The 25,395-nt window shown below is 67.6% G+C and carries 29 protein-coding genes; 28 read left to right on the top strand and 1 reads right to left on the bottom strand.

The genetic code is table 11. The features are described 5' to 3' along the window. Positions 1–160 precede the first annotated feature (160 nt). The 4 genes from ffh to Q9R27_RS14950 are packed head-to-tail and all read left to right on the top strand — an operon-like array spanning position 161 to position 3,723. On the top strand, positions 161–1,720 hold the full coding sequence (gene ffh, locus Q9R27_RS14935) for a signal recognition particle protein (RefSeq protein WP_311253196.1): 1,560 nt from the start codon (positions 161–163) through the stop codon (positions 1,718–1,720). A gap of 12 nt (positions 1,721–1,732) precedes the next feature. Further along, positions 1,733–2,098 (top strand): NYN domain-containing protein, encoded by a 366-nt coding sequence (locus Q9R27_RS14940; RefSeq protein ID WP_311253197.1) that lies wholly within the window; start codon positions 1,733–1,735, stop codon positions 2,096–2,098. A gap of 37 nt (positions 2,099–2,135) precedes the next feature. Beyond that, on the top strand, positions 2,136–3,212 hold the full coding sequence (locus tag Q9R27_RS14945) for an amidohydrolase family protein (protein WP_311253198.1): 1,077 nt from the start codon (positions 2,136–2,138) through the stop codon (positions 3,210–3,212). Between the two features lie 28 nt (positions 3,213–3,240). Continuing rightward, positions 3,241–3,723, top strand: a complete 483-nt coding sequence (locus tag Q9R27_RS14950) for a glutathione peroxidase (RefSeq protein ID WP_311253199.1) — start codon at positions 3,241–3,243, stop codon at positions 3,721–3,723. 4 nt (positions 3,724–3,727) lie between these two features. Here the strand turns inward: Q9R27_RS14950 and Q9R27_RS14955 are convergent, their stop codons facing one another. Next, complete coding sequence (locus Q9R27_RS14955; protein ID WP_311253200.1) at positions 3,728–4,249, bottom strand: hypothetical protein; 522 nt, start codon at positions 4,247–4,249, stop codon at positions 3,728–3,730. Positions 4,250–4,449: 200 nt separating this feature from the next. Between Q9R27_RS14955 and rpsP the strand changes: the two genes are divergently transcribed. The 24 genes from rpsP (at position 4,450) to era (ending at position 25,377) form a co-directional block, all read left to right on the top strand. Next, complete coding sequence (rpsP, locus tag Q9R27_RS14960) at positions 4,450–4,956, top strand: 30S ribosomal protein S16 (RefSeq protein WP_311253201.1); 507 nt, start codon at positions 4,450–4,452, stop codon at positions 4,954–4,956. A gap of 5 nt (positions 4,957–4,961) precedes the next feature. After that, positions 4,962–5,204 carry an RNA-binding protein gene (locus Q9R27_RS14965; protein ID WP_311253202.1) on the top strand — a complete coding sequence of 81 codons (243 nt, stop codon included), beginning with the start codon at positions 4,962–4,964 and terminating at the stop codon, positions 5,202–5,204. An 83-nt stretch (positions 5,205–5,287) separates the two neighbouring features. Further along, entirely contained in the window at positions 5,288–5,836 is a 549-nt protein-coding gene (rimM, locus tag Q9R27_RS14970) for a ribosome maturation factor RimM (protein WP_311253203.1), read from the top strand. Between the two features lie 4 nt (positions 5,837–5,840). Then, the gene (gene trmD, locus Q9R27_RS14975) at positions 5,841–7,001 is read left to right on the top strand and encodes a tRNA (guanosine(37)-N1)-methyltransferase TrmD (protein WP_311253204.1); all 1,161 of its coding nucleotides are present in this window, start codon (positions 5,841–5,843) and stop codon (positions 6,999–7,001) included. A 228-nt stretch (positions 7,002–7,229) separates the two neighbouring features. Next, a complete protein-coding gene (rplS, locus tag Q9R27_RS14980; RefSeq protein WP_311253205.1) occupies positions 7,230–7,580 on the top strand; it encodes a 50S ribosomal protein L19 in 351 nt (116 codons plus the stop codon). 38 nt (positions 7,581–7,618) lie between these two features. Beyond that, complete coding sequence (gene lepB / locus Q9R27_RS14985; protein WP_311253206.1) at positions 7,619–8,404, top strand: signal peptidase I; 786 nt, start codon at positions 7,619–7,621, stop codon at positions 8,402–8,404. Beyond that, entirely contained in the window at positions 8,401–9,120 is a 720-nt protein-coding gene (locus tag Q9R27_RS14990) for a ribonuclease HII (RefSeq protein WP_311253207.1), read from the top strand. The genes lepB and Q9R27_RS14990 overlap by 4 nt, the downstream gene beginning before the upstream one ends. Then, positions 9,117–9,425: a DUF2469 domain-containing protein gene (locus tag Q9R27_RS14995; RefSeq protein ID WP_311253208.1), complete on the top strand. Its 309-nt coding sequence runs from the start codon at positions 9,117–9,119 to the stop codon at positions 9,423–9,425. The genes Q9R27_RS14990 and Q9R27_RS14995 overlap by 4 nt, the downstream gene beginning before the upstream one ends. Before the next feature lie 103 nt (positions 9,426–9,528). After that, entirely contained in the window at positions 9,529–9,948 is a 420-nt protein-coding gene (locus Q9R27_RS15000; RefSeq protein WP_311253209.1) for a TadE/TadG family type IV pilus assembly protein, read from the top strand. Continuing rightward, the gene (locus Q9R27_RS15005) at positions 9,948–11,630 is read left to right on the top strand and encodes a hypothetical protein (protein WP_311253210.1); all 1,683 of its coding nucleotides are present in this window, start codon (positions 9,948–9,950) and stop codon (positions 11,628–11,630) included. The genes Q9R27_RS15000 and Q9R27_RS15005 overlap by 1 nt, the downstream gene beginning before the upstream one ends. 109 nt (positions 11,631–11,739) lie before the next feature. Continuing rightward, on the top strand, positions 11,740–12,108 hold the full coding sequence (locus tag Q9R27_RS15010) for a YraN family protein (RefSeq protein WP_311253211.1): 369 nt from the start codon (positions 11,740–11,742) through the stop codon (positions 12,106–12,108). Continuing rightward, positions 12,108–13,706: a YifB family Mg chelatase-like AAA ATPase gene (locus tag Q9R27_RS15015; protein ID WP_311253212.1), complete on the top strand. Its 1,599-nt coding sequence runs from the start codon at positions 12,108–12,110 to the stop codon at positions 13,704–13,706. Before Q9R27_RS15010 ends, Q9R27_RS15015 begins: the two co-directional genes overlap by 1 nt. Next, entirely contained in the window at positions 13,703–14,842 is a 1,140-nt protein-coding gene (dprA, locus tag Q9R27_RS15020) for a DNA-processing protein DprA (protein WP_311253213.1), read from the top strand. Before Q9R27_RS15015 ends, dprA begins: the two co-directional genes overlap by 4 nt. A 106-nt stretch (positions 14,843–14,948) precedes the next feature. Further along, positions 14,949–15,509, top strand: a complete 561-nt coding sequence (locus tag Q9R27_RS15025; protein ID WP_311253214.1) for a DUF6318 family protein — start codon at positions 14,949–14,951, stop codon at positions 15,507–15,509. Positions 15,510–15,694: 185 nt separating this feature from the next. Then, positions 15,695–16,342: a hypothetical protein gene (locus Q9R27_RS15030; protein ID WP_311253215.1), complete on the top strand. Its 648-nt coding sequence runs from the start codon at positions 15,695–15,697 to the stop codon at positions 16,340–16,342. 6 nt (positions 16,343–16,348) lie between these two features. Continuing rightward, positions 16,349–16,903 carry a DUF6318 family protein gene (locus tag Q9R27_RS15035; protein WP_311253216.1) on the top strand — a complete coding sequence of 185 codons (555 nt, stop codon included), beginning with the start codon at positions 16,349–16,351 and terminating at the stop codon, positions 16,901–16,903. 2 nt (positions 16,904–16,905) lie between these two features. Next, entirely contained in the window at positions 16,906–17,565 is a 660-nt protein-coding gene (locus tag Q9R27_RS15040) for a DUF6318 family protein (protein ID WP_311253217.1), read from the top strand. 127 nt (positions 17,566–17,692) lie between these two features. Further along, positions 17,693–18,256, top strand: coding sequence for a DUF6318 family protein (locus Q9R27_RS15045; protein WP_311253218.1), 564 nt, complete (start codon positions 17,693–17,695; stop codon positions 18,254–18,256). Between the two features lie 95 nt (positions 18,257–18,351). Next, on the top strand, positions 18,352–18,882 hold the full coding sequence (locus Q9R27_RS15050; protein WP_311253219.1) for a DUF6318 family protein: 531 nt from the start codon (positions 18,352–18,354) through the stop codon (positions 18,880–18,882). Between the two features lie 164 nt (positions 18,883–19,046). Beyond that, positions 19,047–20,822, top strand: a complete 1,776-nt coding sequence (locus tag Q9R27_RS15055; protein ID WP_311253220.1) for a hypothetical protein — start codon at positions 19,047–19,049, stop codon at positions 20,820–20,822. Positions 20,823–20,882: 60 nt separating this feature from the next. Then, positions 20,883–22,280 carry an FAD-binding oxidoreductase gene (locus Q9R27_RS15060; protein ID WP_311253221.1) on the top strand — a complete coding sequence of 466 codons (1,398 nt, stop codon included), beginning with the start codon at positions 20,883–20,885 and terminating at the stop codon, positions 22,278–22,280. Then, positions 22,277–23,563, top strand: coding sequence for a class I SAM-dependent methyltransferase (locus Q9R27_RS15065; protein WP_311253222.1), 1,287 nt, complete (start codon positions 22,277–22,279; stop codon positions 23,561–23,563). The genes Q9R27_RS15060 and Q9R27_RS15065 overlap by 4 nt, the downstream gene beginning before the upstream one ends. Positions 23,564–23,590: 27 nt before the next feature. After that, positions 23,591–24,373: a siderophore-interacting protein gene (locus tag Q9R27_RS15070; RefSeq protein ID WP_311253223.1), complete on the top strand. Its 783-nt coding sequence runs from the start codon at positions 23,591–23,593 to the stop codon at positions 24,371–24,373. Next, positions 24,370–25,377, top strand: a complete 1,008-nt coding sequence (gene era, locus Q9R27_RS15075) for a GTPase Era (protein ID WP_311253224.1) — start codon at positions 24,370–24,372, stop codon at positions 25,375–25,377. Before Q9R27_RS15070 ends, era begins: the two co-directional genes overlap by 4 nt. The last annotated feature ends 18 nt before the right edge of the window (positions 25,378–25,395 follow it).

Below are 25,395 nucleotides of genomic sequence, written 5' to 3' on the forward strand. Positions count from 1 at the left end.
GTCGGTGAGTTCTACGCCACCCCGATGGTGCACGAGGACGGGACCGTGGAGTGGCTCGCGGACTGGAAGGGGGAGTGAGGACGCTCCGTTGGGGCGCTGGGTTGCGGGCAGTTACCCTGTGACCACCGTTTGACCGCCGTCACCCCAGGGGATGCCCGACTTGTTCGCCACACTTTCCGACCGTCTTGCCGACACCTTCAAGAACCTGCGCGGCAAGGGACGGCTCTCCGAGGCCGACATCGACGCCACCGCGCGCGAGATCCGGATCGCGCTGCTGGAGGCCGACGTCGCGCTGCCGGTGGTGAAGGAGTTCGTCGGAGCGGTCAAGGAGCGCGCCCGTGGTGCCGAGGTCTCCCAGGCGCTGAACCCGGCGCAGCAGATCATCAAGATCGTCAACGAGGAATTGGTCAACATCCTCGGTGGCGAGACCCGTCGCCTCCGCTTCGCCAAGAACGGCCCGACCGTGATCATGCTGGCCGGCCTCCAGGGCGCCGGCAAGACCACGCTGGCGGCCAAGCTGGCGCTGTGGCTCAAGGAGCAGAGCACCTCGCCGCTCCTGGTCGCTGCGGACCTGCAGCGGCCCAATGCCGTCAACCAGCTCCAGGTCAACGGTGAGCGGGTCGGCGTACCCGTCTTCGCGCCCCAGCCCGGCAACGGCGTGGGGGACCCGGTCCAGGTCGCCCGCGACGCCGTCGAGGAGGCGAAGCGGAAGCTGCACGACGTGGTCATCGTCGACACCGCCGGTCGCCTCGGCATCGACGCCGAGCTGATGCAGCAGGCCTCCGACATCCGCGACGCGGTCCAGCCAGACGAGGTGCTCTTCGTCGTCGACGCGATGATCGGCCAGGACGCCGTCAACACGGCGCTCGCCTTCCAGGAGGGCGTCGGCTATGACGCCGTCGTGTTGACTAAGCTCGACGGTGACGCCCGCGGTGGTGCCGCGCTCTCGATCGCCTCGATCACCGGCAAGCCGGTCATGTTCGCCTCCAACGGCGAGAAGATGACCGACTTCGACCTCTTCCACCCCGACCGGATGGCCTCGCGCATCCTCGACATGGGCGACATGCTCACCCTGATCGAGCAGGCCGAGAAGACCTTCGACGCGGCCGAGGCGCAGAAGGCTGCGGAGAAGCTGGCCGGTGGTGGCGACTTCACCCTGACCGACTTCCTCGCCCAGATGCAGCAGATCCGCAAGATGGGCTCGCTGACCAAGATCATGGGGATGCTCCCCGGGATGGGCCAGTTCCGCGACCAGTTGGAGAACTTCGACGAGCGCGAGATCGACCGGATCCAGGCGATCATCTATTCGATGACGCCGGCCGAGCGGGACAACCCGAAGATCATCGACGGCTCGCGCCGGCTGCGGATCTCCAAGGGATCCGGCACCCAGGTCTCGGACGTGAACACGCTGGTGGACCGCTTCTTCGAGGCGAAGAAGATGATGCAGCAGATGGCCAAGGGTGGCGGGATCCCGGGGATGCCCGGCATGCCGGGGATGCCCGGTGGTGGCGGCCGCGTCAAGCAGAAGAAGCAGCAGGGCAAGAAGAAGCGCGTCTCCGGCAACCCCGCCAAGGCCGCGGCGCAGCGTGCCGCGGCGAAGGCAGCGGCGAGCGAGAAGGCCGCGTCCGGCAACCCGTTCGGCAACCCCGAGGGGATCGACTACGAGACCGCTGCGCAGAACCTGGACCTGCCCAAGGACTTCTCCAAGTTCCTCAAGTGACCGAGTCCTGACGTGAACGTCCTCGTCGTCGACGCCGCCAACGTGGTCGGCTCCCGGCCCGACGGATGGTGGAAGGACCGCGCCCGCGCGGCACGGCGGCTGCACGAGCAGCTGATGGTGGCCGACACGGCGTACGACGAGATCGTGATGGTCCTCGAGGGCGCCGCCAAGGGTGGGGTGAAGGCCGGTCGCGATGCCCACGTGCGCACCGTGCACGCCAAGGGCGCCGGGGACGACACCATCGTCGCCGAGGCCCGCGCAGCCCTCGGCAAGGGCCACCGGGTCACCGTGATCACCGCCGACCAGTTGTTGCGTGCCCTGGTCGGTGGGGCCGGCGCAACGGCGATGTCGCCGTCCTGGCTGCTCGACCAGTTGTAGGCGCCGGGCGCTGGGGCGGACGCGCTACGGTCGTGCCATGAGTGCTTTGAAGTTCTCCGGCCCGGTGCTGCCCGACGGCCAGGCCCGTGACCTGTACGTCGTCGACGGCCGGATCACCCTGGAGCGGCAACCCGGCGCCGAGACGGCGGCCCAGGGGTGGATCGTGCCCGGCCTGGTCGACGCGCACTGCCACCTCGGCCTCGACGACGGGGGTGCGGTCAGTGACGAGGAGACCGAGCAGCAGGCGGTCTCCGACCGTGACGCCGGCGCCCTGTTGATCCGCGACTGCGGGTCGGCTGCCGACACCCGCTGGATCCATGAGCGCGACGACCTGCCCCGACTGATCCGCGCCGGTCGGCACATCGCCCGCACCAAGCGCTACATCCGCAACTATGCCGCCGAGGTCGAGCCCGATGACCTCGCCGCCGAGGTGGCGTTGCAGGCGCAGCGCGGCGACGGCTGGGTCAAGCTGGTGGGGGACTGGATCTCGCGCGAGGACGGCGACCTGATGCCCAGCTTCTCGGCCGAGGAGTTCGCCCGCGCGATCGAGGTCGCGCACGAGCACGGCGCCAAGGTCACCGCGCACTGCTTCGGCCGGGCGGTGCTGCCGGGCCTGATCGAGGCCGGCATCGATTGCATCGAGCACGGCACCGGCCTGGGGGAGGACCTGATCGAGGCGATGGTCGCCCGCGGCACTGCGCTGGTGCCCACGGTGATGCAACTGGAGAAGTTCCCCGAGCATGCCGAGGCGGGGCGGGCGAAGTTCCCGACGTACGCCGCGACCATGGACGACCTGTTCGCGCGGCGCCGGGCGACGTTGATGGCGGCGTACGAGGCGGGTGTCCCGATGTACGCCGGATCCGACGGCGGCGGTGTCTCCCGCCACGGCAACATCGCCGGTGAGGTGATCGCGATGGCCGACCTGGGCATGAGCGCCTTCGATGCGCTCGGTGCGGCCTCCTGGCGTGGTCGTGAGTGGCTGGGCTGGAATGCCGGGCTGGACGAGGGTGCGCCGGCCGACTTCGTGGTCTATCCGCGGAACCCGCTCGAGGACCTCTCCGTGCTGGCCGAGCCCACCGTGGTGGTGCTGCGCGGGGCGATGTTCAACAATTGACCCGACGTTTCCCGACGAAAGGCAGCCGATGACGACCCTGCACGACTTCACCGCGACCCGGCTCGACGGCACGGACCAGTCCCTGTCGGAGTTCGCGGGCCAGGTGGTCCTGGTGGTCAACACTGCGTCGAAGTGCGGCCTCACCCCGCAGTACGAGGGCCTGGAGGCGCTCCAGCGGACGTACGCCGACCGCGGGCTCGCCGTGCTCGGGTTTCCCTGCAACCAGTTCGCCGGGCAGGAGCCGGGCGATGCGGGGGCGATCGGCGACTTCTGCCAGCGCAACTACGGCGTCAGCTTCGCGATGTTCGACAAGGTCGACGTGAACGGGGCCGGCGCGCACCCGGTCTATGCCTGGCTGCGCTCGCAGGCCGGTGGCTTGCTCGGGGACCGGATCAAGTGGAACTTCACCAAGTTCCTCGTCGGGCGTGACGGACAGGTGATCGAGCGCTATGCGCCGACGACCAAGCCGGAGAAGCTTGCGGCCGACATCGAGCGTGCCCTCGCCGCGTGAGTGATCACCTGCGCTGGGCGCCGTTGGCCCAGAGAACCTCGGCGAATTCACGGAAGTAGCGCGGCTCGCGCAGTGTCTTGATCGTGTTCCGGCTGAAGATGTTGATGTGCTCGCGGCTCACGTTGCAGCGGATCTGCCCGTGCGGCGTCCACAGCAGGAGGCCCGCCGCGTTGAAGGCGGTTTGCGGGCGTACGGCGAGTTGGTGGCACGGATAGGACCATGCCGGCTGGCTCGAGCCGCGCGGGAAGAAGCCCAGATGCCCGTTGGCGATCTCGACTTCACCGTTCGTCGAGCCGAGGGTGCCACCGAGCTTCCCGAAGAGTGAGGAGGAGAGGAGCTGCATGTTCCAGCGACCGCCCGGCGGCGTCGCGCTGGCAAGGGCGTGATGATCGGCCGGGGCAGGGCGGACGCCGAGGTCGGGGCGCGGTCGTGCCTTGCCGGCGTAGAGGATCACCCCGACGATCAGTGCGGCGAACAGCGGGCCGCCCACGCCCAGGCTGATGAACACGATCGCATGCTGCTCCATGCTGTCCTCCCTTCCTCGCGCGGTGCTGCGTCAAACAGGATTTCGAACCTTGCCCCGGTCTCTGGCAGAATCTCACGCTGACTCCTGCGCATGCGGACCCTCTCACCCGGACGCGCCGGATCCGCCGAGCCTCCCGGCCTGGTCCCCACCCGGTTCGTGGCGCTCACCCACACCTCAATTCCCAAGGAGACACCACAAACGTGGCCGTCAAGATTCGCTTGAAGCGCATGGGCAAGATCCGTGTGCCGCAATACCGCATCGTCGTCGTCGACTCGCGCAAGAAGCGCGACGGCAAGGTCATCGAGGAGATCGGTGCCTACCGCCCGAAGGAGGAGCCCTCCTTCATCTCGGTGACCTCCGAGCGCGCGCAGTACTGGCTCGGCGTCGGCGCCCAGCCGACCGAGGCCGTTGCCGCGATCCTGAAGATCACCGGTGACTGGCAGAAGTTCAAGGGCCTGCCGGGCGCCGAGGGCACCCTGAAGGTTGCCGAGCCGAAGCGCGACAAGCTCGAGATCTTCAACGAGGCGCTCAAGGAAGCCCAGAACGAGCCCAAGGGTGCCGCGGTGACCTCCAAGAAGAAGGCCGACAAGGCCGAGGAGAAGCCCGCCGACGAGGCCAAGGCCGAAGCACCCGCCGAGGAGAAGCCGGCCGAGGACGCTCCTGCCGAGGAGGCCAAGGCTGACGAGGCCACGGCCGAAGAGGCCTGAGCATCATGCTTGCTGACGCACTCGAGCACCTGGTCCGTGGTGTCGTCGACAACCCCGACGAGGTTTCGGTCCGCGACAAGCAACTGCGCCGTGGCTCGGTCCTCGAGGTGCGGGTGCACCCCGACGACCTCGGCAAGGTCATCGGCCGTGGTGGGCGCACCGCGTCCGCGTTCCGCACCGTCATCTCGGCCCTCGCGGGTCGCGGTGGCGCGCGGATCGACTTCGTGGACGTCGACCGCCACCGCTGAACAAGCACCACTCGACCGGGCGCATCCCTCGTGGGTGCGCCCGGTCGCCATTTCACCCCACTCACCCAGTTAGGCTCCCTGTCGTGGAAGAGAGCGTGATCGAAGTTGTCGTCGGCCGGATCGGGAAGCCGCACGGCATCAAGGGTGAGGTGACGATCGACGTACGCACCGATGAGCCCGAGCTCCGCTTCGCCGTCGGCCAGGTGCTCCGCGCCGAGTCGCCCCGGGGGGCCACCCACTCGCTCACCTCGGTGACGGTCGCCTCGCGCCGCTGGCACCAGGGTCGGCTGCTGCTCGGCCTGGAGGAAATCGCCGACCGCAACGCCGCCGAGGCGGCCCGCGGACTGGTGCTCCACGCCGAGTTGCCCGCGGACGCCAGCCCCGAGGACCCGGACGAGTACTACGACCACCAGCTGATCGGGCTGGCGGCGTACGACGTGGACGGCCGCGAGTTGGGCACCGTACGCCGTGTGGTCCACGGTGGCGCCCAGGACCTGCTCGAGATCCGTACGCCGGACGGCCACGACGGGCTGGTGCCCTTCGTGAAGGCGCTGGTCCCCGAAGTGGACCTGGCCGCCGCCCGCGTCGTCGTGGCTGACCGCCCCGGCCTGGTCACCCCGCTGGACGACTGAGCCGATGCGGATCGACATCCTCTCCATCTTCCCGGATTACCTGCGCCCCCTCGACCTTTCGCTGCCGGGCAAGGCCCGCGCCAAGGGATTGCTGGACATCGCGGTGCACGACCTGCGCCAGTGGGCCACCGATCGGCACCACACCGTCGACGACACGCCGTACGGCGGCGGGGCCGGGATGGTGATGAAGCCGGAACCCTTCGGGGCCGCCTTCGATGAGATCGGCATCGACGGCGCGTGCGTCGTTTTCACCGCCCCGAGCGGTACGCCGTTCAGCCAGCAGATCGCCCGCGACCTGGCCACCCGCGAACGCCTCGTCTTCGCATGTGGCCGCTACGAGGGGATCGACCAGCGGGTCATCGACCATGCCGCGAGCAGGGCGGAGGTCCGTGAGATCTCGATCGGCGACTACGTGCTCAACGGGGGAGAGGTCGCCGCGCTGGCAATCACCGAGGCGGTGGTGCGGCTGCTGCCCGGCTTCATGGGCAATGCCGAGTCGCTCGTGGAGGAGTCCCACGAGGACGGACTCCTCGAATACCCCGTCTACACCAAGCCCGCCACCTGGCGCGGCCACGACGTACCCGACGTGCTGCTGTCGGGCAACCATGGCGCGATCGCCGACTGGCGCCGCGACCAGGCGATCCGGCGTACGGCGGAGCGACGGCCGGACCTGCTGCACGGATCCGCGACGCTTTCCCTCGATGCGCTGGACGAACTCGACGTACGCCCGGCCTCCCGCGGGGACGCAGGTGAGTTGTTCACCCTGCAGCGCGCGTGCTGGCTGGCCGAGGGGCAGGCCAACCCGGGGGTGGAGATCCCGGCGCTCGGCGAGACGCTCGACGACGTGGTCGCGGGCCTGGCGGAGTGGACCACCCACGTCGTACGCCACCACGGCCGCCTGGTCGGGGCGTGCCGCGGGCGACTCGAGGGCGACGCGTGGCACGTGGGGCGACTGATGGTGGCGCCCGACCTGCAGGGGCGGGGGCTGGGCCGCTGGCTCCTGGGGTACGCCGAGTCGTTGGCGCCGCCGGACGCGCGCCGGTTCCTGCTCTTCACCGGTGTGCAGAGCACCGACAACCAGCGGATGTATCGCAAGGCCGGCTATCGCCTGGTCGAGGGCGAAGCGCCCGACGGTGCGGTGCTGATGGGCAAGCCGCGGCGCTGAGTGGGTCGGGAACAGGGGAGAGCACGGGATTTCTGCTGGCACGGGCCCGTATGGCAAACTTCTTCCTTGGCCCAGCCGGCCGAAGACGGACCGCTCCGCACCACGAAGGAGGGTCCGCGTCAGGTTCCTGCCACAGGGGGAACTGGCGCCGCCGGCCAAGGATGGCTGGACCAACCGGATCGAACACTGATTCCGCGGCTGACCTGTGGCATTCGCGAGGAGAGAACCATGACGAACGTCATCAACGAACTTGCCCAGGCGAACCTGCGCAGCGATGTCCCGGACTTCCGCGCCGGTGACACCATCAAGGTCCACGTGAAGGTCATCGAGGGCAGCCGCTCCCGTGTCCAGGTCTTCCAGGGCGTGGTGATCCGCGTGCAGGGTTCCGGCATCGGCCGCACCTTCACCGTCCGCAAGGTCTCCTTCGGCGTCGGCGTCGAGCGGACCTTCCCGCTGAACTCTCCGATCTTCGAGAAGATCGAGGTCGTCACCCGCGGTGACGTGCGCCGGGCGAAGCTCTACTACCTGCGCAACCTGCGCGGCAAGGCTGCCAAGATCAAGGAACGCCGCGAGGCCTGATCCCCAGATCCTGCACAGGACTGGCTAGGCTCACCCGCGTGACTTCTGAAGACCGCGACTCCCTCCCCGACGAGGAAGGAACCCCTGGTTCCGACGAGTCGCGGTCTTCGTCGTCCCACAAGAAGAAGAAGGAAATGCCGATCTGGCAGGAGACGATCCTGCTGGTCGGCATCGCCGTCCTGTTGGCGGTGATCATCAAGGCCTTCTTCCTGCAGGCGTTCTACATCCCGAGCCAGTCGATGGAGCCCGGGCTGATCGTGAACGACCGGATCCTGGTCCAGAAGGTCTCCTACTGGGGCAGCGGTTCGCCGCAGCGCGGTGACGTGGTGGTCTTCAAGGATCCCGGCGGCTGGCTGGGCAGCAGCGAGTCCCAGGGACCGACCAACGTGCTGACCAAGACGATGGCGAAGATCGGGCTCTACCCGACCGGTGGGCACCTGGTGAAGCGGGTGATCGGGGTCGGCGGCGACCACGTGGTCTGTTGCGATGACCAGGGCCGGTTGTCGATCAACGGGCACGCGATGGACGAGTCGGCGTACGTCAAGGAGGGCAGTGCGGACTGCGCCGCCCCGATGATCAGTTGTGACCTCGACGTGGAGATCCCCGAGGGATACCTGCTGATGATGGGCGACAACCGCGGCAACTCCCAGGACTCGACCGCGCACATGTGCCACGACCCGGTGGTCCAGGAGTGCTCGCCGACGCGGGGCCTGGTCAAGGAGGAACTCGTGGTCGGCAAGGTGTGGGCGCTGGTGTGGCCCACCGACCGCTTCCATCGGGTGCACCGGCCCGAGGTGTTCGAGGGCGTGCCCGACTCGCCGTGAGCACGCCGACACTGCGCCTGGAGCGGAGCCTGCTGCGTGAGGGGCACCGGCTGCTCGCGGCTGCCGACGAGGTGGGCCGCGGTGCGCTGTGTGGCCCGGTCACGATCGGCATGGTGGTGATCTCCGAGCAGACCCGCACGGCGCCACGCGGCGTACGCGACTCGAAGTTGTTGACGCCTGCGGCGCGGGCGGCGCTGGCGCCGAAGGTACGCCGGTGGGCACCGCACCACGCGGTGGGCCATGCGAGCCCGGCGGAGATCGATGAGTTCGGGATGACGGTGGCGCTGCGGTTGGCGGGCCACCGGGCGCTGGCCGGGCTGGGCGTGGAACCGGACGTCGTACTACTGGACGGCAAGCATGACTACCTGTCGCTGCCCGCGGAGATGCCGCTCTTCGGGCCGGAGGGGATGCTGGATCGGGTGCCGCCGGTGCGGACCGCGATCAAGGCGGACATGCGGTGTGCGGCGGTGGCGGCAGCGAGCATCCTGGCGAAGACCGAGCGGGACGCGATCATGGCCGGGCTGGCGCGGCAGTGGCCGGAGTATGGCTGGGAGCAGAACAAGGGCTACTCGGCGCCCGAGCACGTCGAGGCGTTGCGCCGGCTCGGGCCCTGCGACGTACACCGGCGATCGTGGAGCCTGCCCGGAGTGGTGGCGGGCGCGGTGCCGGCTGGCGTCCTAGACTCACCGGAGCCGAGGATGGAGGAGATGCGATGAGTGCCGAGGATCTCGAGAAGTACGAGACCGAGATGGAGCTCAACCTCTATCGCGAATATCGCGACGTCGTGTCGATCTTCAAATACGTCGTCGAGACGGATCGGCGCTTCTACCTGTGCAATGCGGTTGATGTGAAGGCGCGCACGGAGTCGGGTGATGTGTTCTTCGAGGTGTCGATGAGTGATGCGTGGGTGTGGGACATGTATCGCCCGGCGAGGTTCGCCAAGAACGTGAAAGTGCTGACCTTCAAGGACGTGAACGTGGAGGAACTGGCGGCGTCCGACTTCGAGCCGCCCAAGTCCTGAGGGCAGATTTCGGGACAGAACGGCGTTTGTTGCTTATCCTTGTCTGGGGTGGGTCGTCGGGACCTGCTGTTGGACGTGTCAGGGTGGGGCAGACGTGACTGGTGTGAAGCGACGCACGCGCGACGAGAGCGGCGCGTCTGCTGTTGAGTTCGCGCTCGTCTTCCCTGTGCTTGCGCTGCTGCTCTTCGGGATCATCAGCTATGGATACATGTTCACCGTGCGCCAGGCGATGACCCAGGCCGCGGCCGAGGGCGCCCGGGCTGGTGCTGTCGCCCCGGAGGGAACTGCGGTCGACAAGGCGTCCAGCGCTGTCAACGACGCGCTGGGAGGCACGGGCCTCAAGTGCGGGGAGCGCGGCCTGGTCTGCACCACCGCGCTGGATTCGGACTGTGACTCGGCTTCAGGAGGGGACTGCGTCAAGGTCACCCTGACCCTCAACTACAAGACGTTCGACCCCTTCAAGCTGCCGTTGGTGCCGATGCCCGGCGAGTTGGAGTTCACCTCGCAGGCAGAGGTCAACTGATGCACCGACCATCGAGGGTCCTTGCCTGGTTCAGTCCCGCCAACAAACCGCGCGACGAGCGTGGTGCGATCGCCATCATGGTCGGAGTGCTCACGATTGTCCTGGTGGGAGTCTGCTCCCTTGCCGTGGACATCGGCTATCAGCGAGTGGCCGCACGCGACATGCAGGCCGTCGCAGACCTGGTGGCACTCGACATGGCTCGGACCCTGAAGGGGAACACGACCTCGACGCTCAATGGCACCGACGAATGGAATGCCGCCGTTGCTGCGAGCCTGGCCCGCAACGACAATGACACCGTCGGCGAACCGCTGACCGTGGTGACGTGCACAGTCGCACAGACCGAACTCACGGGTGCCGAGATCTGTGCGACGCCAGGCATCTACAACCCGATCGATGGGTCCTTCGTCGACAGCGGTTCCGACGGTGCGACGCATGTCCGGGTGATCACCCGGACCAAGGTCGACTTCTTCTTCCCGATCTTCGCCAATGGCGGGTGGGTGAACAAGACCGCGTACGCCGAGTCTGCCGGCGGTGCGTGCTTCTCGATCGGGTCGTACGCGGCGGAACTGGACACGGGCGCATCACCCATTCTCGGCCCGCTGTTGACTGCCCTCGGCGGCAACATCAACCTGACCGCGGCCAACTACGAGGGCTTGGCGAACACTAACGTCGACCTTCTCTACTTCCTCGGTGCCGATATCGGTGCAGGAACGATGAGCGAGTTGATCCGTGGGGATCAACTCGTGAGTCTGGGCGACTTCTATCTGCTCGCTGCTTCGGCGCTTCGCGCCCAGAGCGGGAATACCGCTGAAGTAGTCCTGCTGGAGACGATTGCTCCGCAGGTGCCCGGCACCCAGATTCCGGTCGCTGACCTCTTGGCCTTGGGGACTGGTGGCGCAGCTGGACTGGACAGTGATCTGAACCTGCTGGACCTGGTCACCGCTGGCGCGGCCCTGGCCAACAAGCAGGCTGGAGTCTCCTTGCCTGGCCTCCAGGTCAACCTGGGCCCACTGGCCAACGTGAATGCCAGCGTCAACGTCATTGAGGCGCCGCGGACATACTGCGGGCGCAGCAATGACACCGAAGCCGAGTTGCCACAGAGTGCCGCTGCGCGAGTGCAGCTGTCTGCAGATGCCGTCAACCTAAACCTCGGCATTCTGAACACTCGAGTTTCCCTCTCGGGGTCGGTTCAGGCCGCGAGCGCGAAGGGCAAACTGGAAGGGATATCGTGCGCGCCCAACTCTGTCGTCATCCAGGTCAGTGATGCACTGCTAGTCATTGACCTACGGCTGGAGGTTCGCATCACCGCACTGGCCTTCCTGGGTGCGATCACTGGGCCCATCCTCCTCAAAGCGGACAGCCAGATAGATCCAACCTCCAAAGAACTCGTTCTCGACTCCGAGGATCGCTATGACCAGGCGTTTCACTACGACAACAACAGCAGCGGACTGCCCGGCATCACCGCGGACTTCAGCCAGTTACGCCTTCTCGGGTTGCCGTTGGGCTCCGTGCTCGGAATCATTCTCACTCCATTGACTGACCTACTGATCAATCCACTCCTCAAGTCCTTGGATGAGGTTCTTCTGACTCCCCTACTCGCCAGCCTCGGTCTGGACATCTCCGGAGCCGACGTCTTCGTGCACCGCTACCCGAAGTGCGACGGCACTGCTCTCCGGGGCTGAACCCACTTATCGTCCACAGCCTCCCCTCGAGGCTTAGTTATCCACAGGGTCGAAATTGACCTCCTGACTCATCCCTGAAAGCGGGGAGTCTGGGCCCAGGAGGTCAGACATGGGTCACAGGACTACGGACAAGCAGAGGCTGGGCGCCTACGGGGAGACACTCGCGGCGCGCTACCTGGTCGAGCGGGGCATGGATCTGCTCGACCACAACTGGAGTTGCCCCGAGGGCGAGATCGATCTCGTTCTACGCGAGGGAAGGACGCTCGTCTTCTGTGAGGTGAAGACACGCCGCTCGGCACGCTACGGCAGCCCGTTCGAAGCGGTCACGGCACTGAAGATCGCCCGAATGAGGCGGCTCGGTGCCGCCTGGCTGACGGCAACGGGGACCCGCGCTCCCGAGTTCCGCCTCGACATGGTGGGCATCATTGCGCCGGCGCACGGAGCACCGCAGATCGAGCACGTTCGCGGGGTGGGCTGATGCCTGTCGCCACCACCCACTGCGTCGCACTGCAGGGCGCCGTCGGCCACCTGATCGACGTCCAGGTCGACGTCTCACAGGGAGCGGTTGCCACCAGCCTGGTCGGCCGTCCCGACGCCTCGATCAACGAGTCGCGTGACCGGATCCGCACCGCGATCACCAACAGCCGTTTCGAGTGGCCCACCACGCGTCGGGTCACTATCCTGCTCTCGCCCGCCGACCTGCCCAAGCGCGGCACGCACTTCGACCTCGCCATCGCGGTCGGCGTACTCGCCGCAGCCGAGAAGAAGGACACCTTGCGCGAGGCACTGCGCGACACGGTGATGCTCGGCGAACTCACCCTCGACGGGCGTCTGCGCACCGTCCCCGGCGTACTCGCGATGACCCTCGCTGCGTCCGCGCGCGGTTTCTCCCGCGTCTTCGTCCCGGAACCCCAGGCCCGCGAGGCGGCAATGGTTCCCGGGATGACGGTCTTCGGGTTCCGCACGCTCGCCCAGGTCATCGCCGAACTGCGCGGGGTCGAGGTGCCCCACGCGCCACCCGTGGACGCCAGCCCGTCCGGCTCCCTGCTGAACTGGCGCGGCAGCGAGCGACTGGCCGAGGTCGACATGGGCGACCTGATCGGGATGCACGAGGCCCGCTACGCGCTGGAGGTCGCCGCGGCTGGCGGACACCACCTGATGCTCAGCGGACCCAAGGGCGCCGGCAAGACGTCGCTCGCTGAGCGGATCCCCGGCATCCTGCCGGACCTCGACGTCGACGAGGCGCTGGAATTGACCGCGATCTGCTCGCTCTCCGGCGTACTCGACGCGGGCCAGGACCTGATCACCCAACGGCCCTTCTTCGCGCCCCACCACAGCTGCACCCGGGCCAGCCTGCTCGGCGGCGGCAGTGGCAAGGTCCGTCCGGGGGAGTTGAGCCGGGCGCACCACGGCGTACTTTTCCTGGACGAGTTCCCGCACTTCAACAACGACATCGTCGAGTCGCTGCGCCAGCCACTCGAATCGGGCGAGGTGACCATCGCCCGCGGTGAGGAGACGGCCACCTATCCGGCGCGCGCGATGTTCGTCCTCGCGGCGAATCCCTGCCCGTGCGGCAACTACACGCCCAGCCCGATCGACGGCGACCCCTGCAGTTGCGGGGAGGTGAAGCGCCGCGAATATCGCCGCAAGCTCGAGGGTCCGGTGATGGACCGCATCGACATCACCCGCAACGTGATGCCCGTCGGCAAGCACGAGGCCGAGGACCGGTTCGCCCGCCCGGAGCGGTCCTCAGTCATCCGCGAACGGGTGACGGCGGCACGGCGTACGCAGTCCCAGAGGTACGCCGGGACGCACTGGCGCGTCAACGGCCAGGCGCCAGGCGCGCGGCTGCGCGAGGAGTGGCCGCTGACCCCGCGCGGCACGGACCTCCTGGACGAGGCGATCTATGCGGGTCGGATCACGCGCCGTGGCGCCACCAGCGTGCACCGGCTGGCGTGGACGGTGGCGGATCTCGCCGGCATCGAGCAGCCGGGGGAGTTCGAGGTCGATGTGGCGCTGCGACTCAGGTTGGGTGATCCGCTGCCGCTGGACGTCGTGCAGGGGAGGGCTTCGTGAGCGATCGCGACGAGGAGCGGCTCGCCAGGATCGCGTTGAGCCAGTTGACCGAGCCCGGTGACCCCAAGCTGATCCGGACCGCGGCCTCGGTCGGTGTGGTCGAGTTGTATGAGCACCTGCGCGGTGAGCGGGACCTGTTCGGGATGCGCGAGGACGCCGCCGTACGCCTGGCCGACATCCACCCCGAGCGCGACATGGAGCGAGCAGACGCACGCGGCATCCGGTTCGTGATCCCCGGTGACGCCGAATGGCCGACGCGCCTCGATGCGCTGGCCGAGTGCGGCGGCCAGGCGGGACGCGAAGGAGTGCCACTGGGACTCTGGGTGCAGGGGCCACTGCGGCTCGACCAGGTGGCGCACTCGGTTGCTGTGGTGGGGTCGCGCTCGGCCACGTCGTACGGCGCGGAGGTGGCCATCGAGATCGGCGCGACCGTGGCGGAGGCAGGCACCTGTGTTGTCTCGGGAGCGGCGTTCGGGATCGACCAGGCGGCACACAGGGGTGCGCTGGCCGCCGAGGGGCCGACGATCGCGGTGATGGCCAATGGCCTGGATCGCGTCTATCCGGCTGCCCACACGAACCTGGTCCGCTACATCGCCGAGCACGGACTGGTGGTCTCGGAGCTGGCGCTGGGCTGCACGGTCACCCGCTGGAGGCTGCTGGCGCGCAACAGGATCATCGCGGCGCTCGGTGCGGGCACGGTGGTCGTCGAGGCCGCGCTGCGATCCGGTGCGCTGAGCACGGCGAACTGGACCCAGTCGCTGAGCCGGCCCGTGATGGCGGTGCCTGGCCCCGTGACCAGTGAACCGTCGGCCGGTTGCCACCAGTTGATCCGTTCGGGAGCGGCGTCGCTGGTCACGTGTGGTGGTGAGGTCCTTGAATTGACGGGGGCATCAGGGGACCACCTGATGGCCGAGCCGCGTGGTGAGGAGCGGCCCCGGGACCGGTTGAACCTGCGGCAGGCCCAGGTGCTGGATGCGGTCCCGGCTGCCCAGGAGGCCCCGACCGAGTCGATCGCGCGCGCCGCCGGGATGAGCCTGCGCTCGGTCCTGGCATTGCTGGAGGAGCTGTATGACCTGGAGTTCGTCGTGCGCGGGGAGAACGGGTGGCAGCTCTCCGCGCTGGCGCGGTCGGCATGACGGTTGTCCACAGGCTGGCTGGGACGCCTTTCCGGATTGTCCGGGTCCGTTCTAGGGTCGTGGGTGGTTTCGCCGTTCGTTGTTGTCTCGGGAAGAGGACGGTCTGATGAGTTTGATGCGACGGGTCGCGGTGGTTGTGGCGTGTGTGCCGGTGTTGGTGCTGGCTGGTTGTGGTGATGACGAGCCGGGTGAGCCGGTGGAGTTCCCGTCGTTGTCGCCTTCAGCGCCGGTGTCGCCGAGTGCGTCAGAGTCGGTGGGGGTCGAGGAGTTGCCGGCGAGTGAGGTGGAGCCGGAGGAGTTCGTGCGCGCGTGGGTGGGGGCGTACGACGAAGCCACCTTCACGGGCGACGCGACTCGCATGCGGAGCATGAGCTCACCAGAATGCTTGACCTGTGAATCGCTCGCCACGGCCATGGAAGAAATCGTGGCCAATGGCGGGAGCGTCGATGTCGGTGATACGCCGACTCGGGTCGACGTGACTGAACAACTGAACCCGGAGAAGAGCAGCGGTGCCACGGAGGTCACGGTGGAACTGGGATTCCCGGCAGGAGTCACCAGAGAGACTCGCGATTCTGAACCCATCGAGTTCGGGGCGAGCACCGAGACCTGGGTGTTCTACGTGGCAGTCATCGAGGAACGTTGGATTGTCACTGAGGTGGCCCTATGAGGCCATTCACGACGCTGCTCCTCATTCCGCTGGTCTTCCTGCTGTCACCGAACCAGGCTGCAATTGCAGGCGCGGATCCTGCGGCTCCCCAGAACGACGAAAGTTCGGCTGGAGCGAGTGACATTCGACCATGCACGAGGTCGATCACCGGAGCAACGAATGCACGTGGCGTGACGATCCGTGGCATGGACAAGACAGGCTGTGGTTCCGGGCGCCCAACTTCCACGCGGCGGGTGGAGTGGCGTCGTACCTCGGTGCCGACGGTGGTGGGGTCGTTGGAGTGGGAGCACTGTTTCCAGTTCTTCGAGCAGGTGGGGCATGCGGATCGTCGTACGGTGACGAATCGTTGTGTTGAGGTGGTCGAGGGTGGCGTGGACACGGCGACCTTGGTGCGGCAGGCGTTCGAGGATGTGGTGATCCCGGCGTCGGCGGTGGTGGTGCAGCCGCCGGGTGGGGTGACGTTGGTGAACCTGGAGACGTTGTTCCGTACGGAGGCAACGCCGTTCGAAGAATCGGTGTCGTTGTTGGGGCGCCAGGTGGTCTTGCGGATCCGTCCGGTGCAGTTCGTGTGGCATCCGGGCGATGGGTCGTCGTTCTCGACGACGTCGCCGGGGAGGGTGTTCGAGAAGGGGCGTCCGATGAGTGACTACGTCTCGCATACGTACCCGGATGTGCATGAGCAGGTGATGGTGAGTGTGGATGTGGTGTGGGCTGCGGAGTACAGCGTGGACGGTGGTCCGTTCCTGCCGGTCGCAGGCACGGTAACCACGACCGGTCCGGGTGTCGGGTTGCAGGTGAAGGAAGCGGTTCCGGTCCTGGTCTCGGGTGGTTGAGGTCGGATGGGTGTGGCGCGGCGGGTCGCGGTGGTCGTGGCGTGTGTGCCGGTGCTGGTGCTGGCTGGTTGTGGCGATGACGAGCCGGCCGAGCCGGTGGAGTTGCCGTCGCTGTCACCGTCGGCGGGATCGTTGCCGGGCGTGTCGGCGTCGCAGGGTGCGGAGGACCTGCCGGCGAGTGAAGTGGAGCCGGCGGAGTTCGTGCGTGCGTGGGTGGATGCGTACAACGCGGCCACGCTCGATGGGGACACGACGCGGATGCGCGCGATGAGCGCTGAGGAGTGCATGACGTGCGACGGGTTTGCCACGCAACTCGAGGAGATCTACGGCGCAGGTGGATCCGTTGACCCCGTGGGGCCTGCTCACGTCATCGACTCGGTCGACCCGGAGAGCTCAGATAGTACGAGTGCACGGTTCACCTTGAAGCTCACCGTGAGCTCGGGGACGACGTACGAAACAGCTGACGGAGATCCCATCGAGTTCTCCGCCGAGCAGCAGGAATGGATCGTCGACCTCTACGTGGTCGGTGGTTCCTGGCGTGTCGCGGGAATCGGGGTCTGAGGATGAATCGGGACTCCGTGCCGATGGCGGGGCTCGCCGATCTGTCCGGAGGCCGTGGGCGGCACCGCCGTTCGTTGTTGTCTCGGGAGGTGAACGGTCTGATGGGTGTGGTGCGCCGGGTCGCGGTGGTCGCGACGTGTGTGCCGGTGTTGGTGCTGGCTGGTTGTGGCGATGACGAGTCGGCGGGGGAGCCGGTGGAGTTGCCGTCGCTGTCACCGTCGGCGGCATCGTTGCCGAGCATGTCGGAGTCGGTGGAGGTCGAGGACCTTCCGGCCGATGAGGTTGAGCCGGAGGAGTTCGTGCGCGCGTGGGTAGACGCGTACAACCATGCAGCCTTGACCGGGGATGCCAGCCGGATACGCGCTCTCAGCCTGGACGCGTGCGTCACCTGCACCGGCTTCGCAGAGGCCTACGAAGGTGCCTACTCAGCCGGCGGAGGAGTCACGATCGACGACGGCGCACTGCCAGCAGAGGTCTCAGCCTTGAGCAACGCCACCGAGGCAGGTGGCTTCACGCGTGTCGAAGCGAGCCTGAAGTTCAATGCAGGGAAGTCCAGCGAGGGGGACGCGGAACCAACGGCGTACCCGGCGAGCGAAGATGACTGGGTCTTCTACCTGGTTCTGGTCGACGGGCAATGGCGAGTCTCGGATGTGGGCGTTTGACGAACGTACTCGCTTCATCAACTCGACCTGCGGCGATGGTGAACGTCGACATGGTGTGCGCTGCGGAGCACGACGCGGATGCTGGTCCGTTCCTTCCGGCGTTCAGGTGCTTCCGTGGGACGGTCTGATGGGCTTCGTGCGACGGGTCGCGGTGGTCATGGCGTGTGTGCCGTTATTGGCGCTGGCGGCTTGTGGCGACGAAGAGCAGTCCGGGGAGCCGGTGGAATTGCCGTCGCTCTCACCGTCGGCGGGATCGTCGCTGAGCGTGTCGGAGCCGGTCGGGATCGAGGACCTACCGGCCGATGAGGTGGCGCCGGAGGAGTTCGTACGTGCGTGGGTGGAGGCGTACGACGAAGCCACCTTCACGGGCGATACGACCCGTATGCGGAGCATGAGCGCAGAGGATTGCTTCACCTGCGGATCGATTGCGCAGGGAATTGATGACGTTGAGAGGAACGGCGGCTCGATCGACGTCGGCAGGCAATACACAGATGTGACGGTGGTGAGTGTCCAATCCGGTTCCGCCGACTTTGAGCGGGCCATGGTCACGGTGGACTTGGTCTTCCCTGCAGGTGTTACGCGTGAACGGGAAGGATCTGAACCGATTCAGTTCGAAGTAACGCGGGACACGTGGGACTTCATCCTCGAGCGGGTGGACGGTCACTGGATCGTGGCGGAGATCGGCACGTGAGCTGACCGCATGCGCATGCGCTGGGGGAGTCGTTGTTCGTGTTGTCTCGGGAAGAGGACGGTCTGATGAGGTTCGTACGACGAGTCGCGGTGGTCGTGGCGTATGTGCCGGCGTTGGTGCTGGCTGGTTGTGGCGATGGCGAGCCGGCGGGGGAGCCGATGGAGATGTCGCCGTCGCCGTCGCCGTCGGCTTCGGGTTCGCCGAGTGCGTCGGAGTCGCTGGGTGTCGAGGAGTTGCCGGCGAGTGAGGTGGAGCCGGAGGAGTTCGTGCGTGCGTGGGTGGATGCGTATGGGCAGGCGAGCGTTACCGGCGATACCTCACGAGTTCGGTCGATGAGCGCAAAGGAATGCTTGACCTGCGCCTCCATGCTCGATGCCGTCGAGGAGTTATATGAGGGCGTGGGCATGATCACGGTGGCTGGTCCGCCTGCCGAGGTGGTGTCCGTGGAAAGCGTCGAGTCGATGCCGTCCGGTGAAACACGAGTAACGATCACCGTCAGGTTCAACGCCGGAGAGAACCAGAGCGATGCAGGCTCGGAGTCCGAGGAGTTCTCGACCAGCAGTCATACGTGGGACGTCTTCCTGGAGGAGAACGGCGCATGGCGCCTATCCGAGATCGGGATCTGAGAATGTCCGCGCTGTCTCCTGGGGGCAAGTGTCGGGGGTGTGTGCGAGGGTTGACTCGGCGACGCATGCGATGAGCCAAAACATGTGTTGACCTGCGGAAACAATCCCAACGATTCCGTTCGAAGTGTTGTTTTCGAACACCTGCCCACGGTAGAATCGGGCCCATGACCACCACCGCTCACCCCCAGTCCCAGGGCCCCGTGCCGGGTGCTGGTGACGTGCTGGGTGATGCGGTCCGGTGGCGTTGGGTCGCTGATGATGCGGAGCGTCAACTGCTGGTCACAGCGGTGGCATGGGCCCACGCCCATCCCGCCGAAGGTGACGAAGAAGCCGTGACGGGTCCGTGCCTGGTGGATGGCACCGAGGTGCCGGACTGGGATGAGTTGCCGGCAGTGGCGTGGGACGCGGGCGTGGAGTTCGCTGCCGCACTGGGGATGTCGCAGGCCGCCGGGGAGCGACTACTCGCTGAGGCGTTGGAGTTGCGGCACCGGCTACCCGGTGTGTGGGGTGAGGTGCTGGCCGGTCGGGTCCAGGCGTGGCGGGCCCGGCGGATCGCACAGCACACACTCGGCCACCCTGGTGATGTGGCGGCGTGGGTCGATGAGCGGGTAGCTCCGGTGGCGGCACGTGTGGGTGTGGGCAAGCTGGACAAGCTGCTCGATGAGGCGATGTTGCGGTTGCATCCGGCGGAGCGGGAGGCAGCGGACAAGGCTGCGTTGGATGCGCGGCAGGTGCGGATGTTGGCGAATGTGTCGGCTTCGATGGTGGCGCACATCGTGATCGATGCCGACTTCAAGGACTGTGACGACTTCATGCACACCGTCAACGCCCTCGCAGCCCGGTTGGGCGAAGCAGGGTGTGAGGAGTCACTGGACGTACGACGGTCGCTGGCGGTGGGGATCCTCGCGGACCCGGCTGCCGCGTTGACGCTACTCAACAGCAGCAGCGACATCACCGACGCGGCCCGCGACGGCGAGGAAGCTGCGCCGGACCAGACCGCCGCCGACGTAGCCAGTGACGCGAGCTCCGGTGACGGCGAGGCAGGAGTTGCGGCTGGCTCGCAGCGTCCCACCGAAGACGCTCGTCCCGCCCAACCCACCAAGCCGGCGCGGCCTGGTGCCCGCCGCAAGCAGGTCCGCCTGGTGGTGCACCTGTCCGCAGACGCCCTCACCGGTCACAGCCGCAGCAACAGCCACAGCGACTGCGGGTGCGGTTGCCCGGGCACGGTCGCGGTAGGACGTCTGGAGCGCGACGATGTTCCGGTGTTGGCATCGATGGTGGCGAACTGGTGCGGTCGTTCTGATACTGATCTGGTGGTTACGCCGGTGATTGATACCGGTGAGCACATCCACGTGGATCGTTACGAGATCCCCGACCGGTTGGTCCGCCAGGTCGAGCAGACGCATCCGTCGTGTGTGTTCCCGTGGTGCACCCGAGCGGCCAGGGCCTGCGACAAGGACCACACCATCCCTCACGGTGAGGGTGGCGCTACGTGCAGTTGCAATCTGGCGCCGTTGTGTCGTCGTCATCACCGCTACAAGACCTTCACCGGGTGGGAGTACCACCAACCCCGCTCGGGAGTGTTCGTGTGGACCTCCCCGCGGGGCAGGTGTTACCTACGTGACCACAACGGCACCCTCGACCTCACCACACCAACCGCACCCGGTGACGGCTGCACCGAACGCGCCGCCGAGCACCAGTGGACACCCGCCGACCTACGCGAACACCGCGCCCGCCTCCAGGGCAACCTCGCGACCGTCGCTGAGCGGTACGGTCCGCCGGGGTGGCCGATCGACCCACCCGATGATCTGTGTCACCGCGGTGAATACGAACACGTCCCCGAACCGTGGGAACCCGAGTGGGACGACTACGCCAGCCCCGGCACCCCACCCTGGGACCCACCACCAGCAGCAGTCGACGACGACACCCCACCCTTCTGATCGCCGGGCCCGACCCCGCCAGGGCTGGAATGGCTTGCGGTGACCAACTAGCGTGGATGCGTGACCTCCTCGCAAGGGCGGAACCTCACTACTCATCGAGAAGCTGAACGCAGGCTCCTCCAGTCCTTCCATGCCATTCCACCCGGGGAGCCTGTCCGCCTCGCCAAGCGGACCTCCAACCTCTTCCGGCCACGCGCCCGCACCGGCGTACCGGGCCTGGACGTCTCGGGCCTCGACGGCGTCCTCTCCGTCGACCCGACGACGCGGACCGCCGACGTACAGGGGATGTGCACCTACGAGGACCTGGTGGCGGCAACGCTGCCGCACGGCCTGATCCCGCTCGTCGTGCCACAACTGCGCACCATCACCCTCGGCGGCGCGGTCACCGGACTCGGCATCGAGTCCACCAGTTTCCGCAACGGGCTGCCGCACGAATCCGTCCTCGAGATGGACGTCCTCACCGGCGCCGGCGAGATCGTCACCGCCACGGCCGGCACGACCGAAAACCCGGGGGAGAACAGCGACCTCTTCGCCACCTTCCCCAACTCCTACGGGTCCCTCGGCTACGCGACCCGCCTGCGGATCGAACTCGAGCGCGTGCCCAGGTTCGTCGCACTGCAACACGTCCGCTTCGACGACGCGACCCTGATGGCCAAGGCGATCGAGGAGATCGTCACCGAGCGCACCTGGCAGGGCGAGCCGGTCGACGGACTCGACGGCGTCTCCTTCCAACCCGGCGAGCACTACCTCACCCTCGCCCGCTGGACCGACGACCCACTCGGCGGCACCTCGGACTACACCGGCCAGGAGATCTACTACCGTTCCCTCCAGCAGCGCGAGCACGACCTGCTCACCGTGCACGACTACCTGTGGCGCTGGGACACCGACTGGTTCTGGTGCTCCGGCGCCTTCGGCCTGCACAATCCGCGCATCCGCCGCCTGTGGCCCAAGCGCTGGCGCCGCTCGGACGTCTACCACAAGCTCGTCGGCCTCGACCGGCGCTTCGGCATCATCGACCGGATCGACCGGCGCAAGGGCCGCCCCCAGCGCGAGCGCGTCATCCAGGACGTCGAGGTCCCCGTCGAGAACCTCCCCGACTTCCTCGCCTGGTTCGACGAACACGTCGGGATGCGCCCGGTCTGGCTCTGCCCCCTGCGCCTGCGCGGCGACCGCACCTGGCCGACGTACCCGCTCCAGCCCGCCACCACCTATGTCAACATCGGCTTCTGGGGCACCGTCCCCGTCGGCCCCGACGCCGACCAAGCCCCGATGAACCGCGCCATCGAGGAGCGCGTCCACCAACTCGGCGGCCACAAGTCCCTCTACTCCGAGGCCTTCTACGACAAGGAGACGTTCGACGCGCTGTACGACGGGGCGAACCTCGCCGCGGTCAAGGCGCGCCACGATCCCGACGACAGGTTCACCTCACTCCACGACAAGGCGGTACGACGACGATGACCCTCCAGCTCCAGGCCGACCCGGTCACCATCGGCGAGGCGATCGAGTCCCTGCTCCGCGACGGCGTCCCGGTGCGGTTCACGGCGTACGACGGCAGCGCGGCCGGCCCGGCCGACGCCGAGATCGGGCTCCACCTGAAGAACGAACGCGGCCTCTCCTACATCATGACCGCCCCCGGCGACCTCGGCATGGCACGTGCCTACGTGATGGGCGACCTGGAGGTGCGCGGCGTCCACCCGGGCAACCCGTACGACGCGATGGTGCTGCTGATGAGCCACCTGCGGTTCCGCCGCCCCACCATCGGCGAAGCGCTCCGCCTGGTCCGCGGCCTCGGCGTCTCCAACCTGGTCCCGCCGCCGATCCCGCCGCAGGAGCACGCACCACGGTGGCGCCGCGCGGTCGAGGGCCTGCGCCACAGCAGGTCCCGCGACGCCGACGTGATCGCCCACCACTACGACGTCTCGAACCGCTTCTACGAACTCGTCCTGGGCCCGTCGATGACCTACACCTGCGCCCTCTTCGAGACCCCGGACGCCACCCTGGAGGAAGCCCAGCGCGCCAAGTACGACCTCGTCGCCCGCAAGCTCGACCTGCAGCCGGGCCAGCGCCTGCTCGACGTCGGGTGCGGCTGGGGAGGCATGGTCCGCCACGCGGCCCGGGAGTACGGCGTACGCGCACTCGGCGTGACCCTCTCGGCCGAGCAGGCACAGTGGGCCCAGGAAGCCATCGAGCGCGAGGACCTGGCCGACCTGGCCGAGGTGCGCCACCTGGACTATCGCGAGGTGTCCGAGTCCGGTTTCGACGCAGTCAGTTCGATCGGCCTCACCGAGCACATCGGCGTGCGCAACTATCCGGCGTACTTTTCCTTCCTGCGCGACCGGCTCCGCCCCGGCGGGCGCCTGCTCAACCACTGCATCACCCGCCCGCACAACCGGCCCACCGAGACCGGCGCCTTCATCGACCGCTACGTCTTCCCCGACGGCGAACTGACCGGCTCCGGCACCATCATCACCGCGGCCCAGGACGCCGGCCTGGAGGTGCAGCACACCGAGAACCTCCGACGCCACTACGCGCACACCCTCGCCGGGTGGAGCCGGAACCTGGTCGAGAACTGGGACGCCTGCGTCGCCGAGGTAGGTGAGGGGACCGCCCGGGTGTGGGGGATCTACATGGCCGGATCGCGGCTCGCCTTCGAACGCGACGAGATCGAGTTGCACCACGTGCTTGCCACCCGCAACGACGCGACCGGCGACCCGTCGTACCCGATGCGCCACACCTTCTGACCAACGGCAGGGACTAACCTTGCGCAGGTGAGCACCCGAGCCGAACAGTACGTCGCGACCGTGCTGCGCCGTGAGCAGATCACCGAGCACCTGGTCCGCATCGTCCTCGGCGGCGAGCACCTGGCCGGCTTCACCAGCACCGGCATCCCCGACGAGTGGGTCGGGCTGATCGTGCCCGGGCAGTTCCAGAGCCGCTATTACACGGTCCGCTCCTGGGACGGCAGCGAACTGGTCCTCGACATCGTCGTCCACGACGTCGGCCTGGTCACCGAATGGGCCCGCGGCGAGTGCGTCGGCGACGAGGTGACGATCACCGAGGCCAAGGGCTCCTACCGGCTGCCCGACGACGCCGAGTGGATCTACCTGGTCGGCGACCTGACCGCGCTGCCGGCCATGGCCCGGATCGCACGCGAGAACCAGCAGGTGCCGCTGCACGCGTGGGCCGAGGTGCCCGACGACCTGGGTGACTACTTCGGCGACGACCTGCCGGCCGACGACGTGACCTGGGTCGGATCCCCGGAGGAAGGCTCCGGCCTGGCCGGTCTGGTGGAGGGGCTCACCTTCCCCGAGTCGCCGGGCTATTTCTGGATGGCCGGCGAATCCGCGCAGATGCGGGCGATCCGCAAGCACCTGATGCGGGAAGTGAAGCTGCCCAGCACGCACTATGACGTGATGGGCTATTGGCGGGGCGTGGCCAGGCGCCAACCCCGCGCCGTCGACCCGGGACCGATCTATCGGGCCGGCAAGGCAGCAGGCAAGAGCGACGAAGAGATCTGGGCCGACTATGACGCGGCACGGGAGGCGGAATGACCACCAAGGACTCCCACGGGCGCGAGGCGGACCGTGACTTCGACGTCGACGGCGTCGCGCCGGCCGGCCCGCTGTACGGCACCCGCCCCGACGGGTTCCGCAGCGGCTTCGTCTCCTTCGTCGGGCGTCCGAACGCCGGCAAGTCGACACTGACCAACGCCCTCGTCGGCTCCAAGGTGGTGATCACCTCCTCCAAGCCGCAGACCACCCGCACCGTCGTACGCGGCATCGTGCACCGCAACGACGCCCAACTGGTCCTCGTCGACACCCCCGGCCTGCACCGCCCGCGCACCCTGCTCGGGGAGCGGCTCAACGACCTGGTCCGCACCACCTGGGCCGAGGTCGACGTGGTCGCGGTCTGCTTCCCGGCCAACGAGAAGATCGGGCCGGGCGACCGGTTCATCGTCAACGAACTCGCCAAGGTGCGCCGCACCCTCAAGATCGCGGTCGCCACCAAGACGGACCTCGCAACCCCCGAGCAGATCGGTGAGCACCTGCTCGCCATCCAGGCGCTGGGTGCCGAGACCGGCACCGAATGGGCCGAGATCGTGCCCGTCTCCGCTGTGGCTGGTGACCAGGTGGACCTGCTTGCCGACCTCCTCGTCGGCAAGCTCCCCGAGGGGCCGCCGCTCTATCCCGACGGGGAACTCAGCGACGCCCCCGAGGAGGCAATCGCTGCCGAGTTGATCCGCGAGGCAGCCCTGGGGGGCGTCCGTGACGAGTTGCCGCACTCGATCGCCGTCGTGGTCGAGGAGATGTCGCTGCGCGAGGGCCGCGACAAGGACAACCCGATGCTCGACATCCACGCCTCGGTCTTCGTCGAACGCGACTCCCAGAAGGGGATCGTGATCGGCCACAAGGGGTCACGCCTGCGCCAGGTCGGCTCCGACGCACGCCAGCAGATCGAGGCGATGCTCGGCACCAAGGTCTTCCTGGACCTGCGGGTCAAGGTGGCCAAGGATTGGCAGCGCGACCCACGCCAGCTGCGCCGTCTCGGCTTCTGAGCACTCCGCGAGTCAGTC

It is taken from the genome of Nocardioides sp. AE5 (assembly GCF_031844485.1).
GTDB lineage: Bacteria > Actinomycetota > Actinomycetes > Propionibacteriales > Nocardioidaceae > Nocardioides.